This window comes from Kamptonema sp. PCC 6506, from assembly GCF_000180455.1.
In the GTDB taxonomy this organism is placed as follows: Bacteria; Cyanobacteriota; Cyanobacteriia; order Cyanobacteriales; family Microcoleaceae; genus Kamptonema; species Kamptonema formosum.
This window is the reverse complement of record NZ_CACA01000013.1, coordinates 1-2306: the sequence shown is the minus strand read 5'-3', so window position 1 is coordinate 2306 and position 2306 is coordinate 1. Positions and strand designations below refer to the sequence as shown.

Sequence of the window (2306 nt, the reverse complement as noted above, 5' to 3'; positions counted from 1 at the left end):
CTTCTCCTTACGGAGTTAATTTTATTGATTATAAATTTTTGGATAGGTCTACTTCCAAATCACGATTCTCTTCTAAAGTCGGGAGTGTTCCAACACCATCATTAACATCACTGCCAAATGTCCTGAATAAATTGATTATATACATCACCATTCTGATTGCATAAAACAAAGATAGACTAAACCATAAGAGATGGTTACTTGGAAACCTAATGAACGCAAAACTTGTAGGTACAAACCCGACCACAAAAGCGACTAAGCTAACATTGCGGAGAATATCTCCTTGTGCTAAACCCAAGAAGTATCCTTCGAGCGTAAAACCTATTGCACACAATAATAAGGACAGTTGTAACCAAGGAAGAAAAACTTTTATATTTGAGGTGACTTCAGTGTGGTTAGTGAACAAACTAAAAACAAAATCGGGAAATAGCACGCACACTCCACCAAAAAACAGTCCTACCATGAGAGCAGTTGACAGAGAAACAAAAGCTATGGGTGCTAATTGTTGTGAATCTCCTTTTCCTTTAAAGTTTCCCACCAAAGTTTCTGTGCCAAATCCCAGCCCCTCTACAAAATATATATTAAGGCTAAATATCTGCCACAATAAGGCATTTTGAGAATAAATTACTGTTCCCATTTGTACTCCTTGATAGCTGAATGTTAAGGAGACAATCAGAATAATTAAATTGCTGAGGAGAATGTTTGTATTCAGGGTCAAATTAGACTTCATAGCTGAGATATCCCATATTTTTCCAAATAGGGTTCGTATTTCCAGCCACTGGAATTCCTTGAAAAAAAATATCAATCCCACCAATAACGCTAAATATTGGCTTGTGGCATAAGAAACTCCTGCCCCTACACTTTCCCATCCCAGGTAGATAATAAGTAGATAGTCAAGTGCGATTTTGCCACCATTTCCAAGGATTGACAAAAACACAACTAAGCCATTTTTTTCTCGCCCTAGAAACCAACCTATCAGGACAAAATTGAGTAAAATTGCAGGCGCTCCCCAAATTTGGGTATAGAGATAGGCAAGCCCTGAAGATTTGATCTCTGGGGGAACATTGAGTAGGGCAAACCCAAGTTCTCCTAAAGGGTATTGTAAGAGGATGAGGACGACACCTAAAACTAGAGCAATTACACCATTACGCAGTCCTACCAATAACATCCCTTCTCGGTCATTTCGTCCTACTGCTTGCGCTGTAACTCCAGTAGTTCCCATTCGTAAAAAGAATAAAACTAAATAGACAAAGTTTAGCAAGTTTCCAGCCAGGTTAACTCCAGCGAAGTGGCGGATTTCTTCAAGATGGCCCAGGAACATGACACTGGCTATATTGGCCAGTGGAACCATAATACTCGATAGGACGTTGGCTAGAGCTAATCGGAAGTAGCGGGGTATAAAATTATACTGAGCTGGAAGTATGAGGTTCATAGATTGATTATTAAGTTATGGGGTCTGGCCCTTAAGAGAATGTTTGAAAAGTTAGAGGTTGAGTAAAAAATGGTTAAGTTACAATAAGGCTGTTGGCTGGTGTCTTGTAAGAAACTACCATGAAAACATTCGCCGTGTCTACATCTAAAGTCAAAATATTCAGAAATTATCTTAGGTAGCCTGAAAGGGTGGCAAGCAAGTTGAAATACCTACTAAGGAATGAAAAATAAATAAGAAGAAGGCGAAAAACTGCAACGCTGCATGAAAAGCGTTGAGGCAATTTCAGCCGAGATTAAACCGGCCATTCGAGAATAATTCTTCGAAACTCACTCGATCGCCCAATTACAACGGTTAACTTCTATGGAAGCAGATCGCTTGGGAAGGTGGAGTTTTCCAGTGATTCATCGAGCTCGCAGCGATCGCTACGAGCGGATTTCCTGGGAAGAGATATATTGGAAAAACAGAAACTTTTGAAAGTTTTGAACGCACGGTTAGCCGTAACCTCCGCAACTTCTTAAAATAGAAGTTGCCCGAATATATGATATCTTCTAATTTTGTCATGTTTAAATAATTGCTGCTAACTCCTAATGGAAAACTCGATCGCAAAGCGCTACCTTCACCAAAACAAATCACAAATGAACTGTCAAATAGCAATATTGAATCTGTAAACTAGCTTGTAGATAACTCAGATGTTTTGGAACTGGAACGAGAGTTTGAATTAATGCCTTTTGTTCCTCCTCGAACTCCGGTCGAAGAAGCGTTAGTAAAAATTTGGTCGGGAATTTGAGGTTTAGAACGAGTTGGAATTCATGACAACTTTTGGGAATGCGGAGGAGATTCGTTATACAACTTCTCCAAAGTTATGCAACAATAGCTA

General features: G+C 39.2%; 1 protein-coding gene. It reads right to left on the bottom strand.

Annotated elements, in window-relative coordinates:
* Window positions 1-28: 28 nt before the first annotated feature.
* Entirely contained in the window at window positions 29-1429 is a 1401-nt protein-coding gene (gene gntT, locus OSCI_RS00790; RefSeq protein ID WP_007352927.1) for a guanitoxin biosynthesis MATE family efflux transporter GntT, read from the bottom strand.
* Window positions 1430-2306 lie beyond the last annotated feature (877 nt).

Coding starts and splice junctions, on each gene's coding strand:
- gntT (WP_007352927.1), bottom strand. CDS start 1,429: ATGAACCTCATACTTCCAGCTCAGTATAATTTTATACCCCGCTACTTC.